The 1,432-nt window shown below is 24.8% G+C and carries 1 protein-coding gene; it reads left to right on the forward strand.

The window, feature by feature from the left end:
• Window position 1 precedes the first annotated feature (1 nt).
• Window positions 2-1,432: contractile injection system protein, VgrG/Pvc8 family (locus AJ930_RS08475; protein ID WP_261659521.1), on the forward strand; the 1,431-nt coding region annotated here is incomplete at its 3' end.

Here is a 1,432-nt window from a genome sequence, read left to right on the forward strand (position 1 = left end):
TATCAAAGAAAGTCTTGAAGAACTTTTTTCTATAGAATGTGAAGGCTTTTTTGAAAGTTTAGAACAAGATTTATTTTCTTTAAATACTTTAACCAATGCTTCATCTCATCCAAGCACCCCTACAACTTTTAATTTTCATCCTAATGTTTTAATCGATCAAGAAGCTATTTTAAGCATCCATAATCCTTATGAGAATAATACCTTAAACTTTGATAACAATAAAGTAATAAACTATAAGGGAATTATCACTTATATAAAATATCTAGGTATTAATCATGAAAGTGCTTTAAATATTAATGATAGCGCTTCAAATACTAAGCAAATAAAATACAAGCATTTTTTTTCTTTTAAGCTTCAATCAGTCTTGATAAGACTTTCTTTAAATAAAGCCAATCGTATTTATACTCATACTAATATTATAGAAGTGATTAAACAAACCCTTAGTTTTTATCAAGATATCTTACATAAAGAAATTGATTATTCTAATATACATTTTAATTATGAAAAACAAGAACTCATCTCTCAATACAATGAAAGTGATTTAGACTTTATTACAAGATTAAGCCATAATAATGGAATCTTTTTTTATGAAGATGAGAACACTATTTATTTTTGTGATGTATATAAAAATGTAAAAAATAAAGAGATAGAATATAATCCTAATGTTAATAATATTTTAAATCAAGCTTGTATTTCTTCTATTTATAAAGAACAAAGCTTAAGAACTAATTCTTTTACACATTCTAGTATCAATGCCAATACTCCTTTAAATCTTTTATCCTTACACTCTAGTAAAGTTCCTTATGAACAAGAACTTAATAACAAGGCTTATTATAATGAACATTTTTATGAGAGTGAATATTCTTTTACAAAAAGCATTGATTTAAAGACTAAGCCTTCTCTTAAAGAAAAAAGAGCCTTAGTATTAAATGAAAGCTTACTAGCAAAAAGTAATATTTATCATCTTAGCTTAGGAGATTTTATCACTTTAAATTATAAGGAGTTTAATCATCAAGAAGAAATAAAAAATCAAGATGAAGAAAAACAAGATAAAGCTTCTTTGCTTAAAGACTTTATTATTATTGCTAATACTCAAATCTTAATTGATGATGCCATCTTAGCTAATTCTATTAATACTAATGATCATTTAAATTTAAAAGATTTAAATTTAAGTAAATCTTATTCCAATACTTTAACTTTATTAAAAAAGAATATTATCTTTACTCCAAGTTTTAAAGTTAAACCTAAAGCTCCTAATAGCACTCAAGGTATTGTTATAGGAGAGAGTAAGGATATAGAAAGTGAGAGAAATACTATTTATACTGATGAGCATGGAAGGGTTAAGGTAAGGATTAATCTTTATGCTAATCAAGAAGAATTAGATGAAAAAGAAAGTTTATATCATCACACTCCTTTTTTAAGAGTAGCTTCT

The organism is Campylobacter sp. BCW_6871 (assembly GCF_001762325.1).
Taxonomy (GTDB): Bacteria; Campylobacterota; Campylobacteria; order Campylobacterales; family Campylobacteraceae; genus Campylobacter_D; species Campylobacter_D jejuni.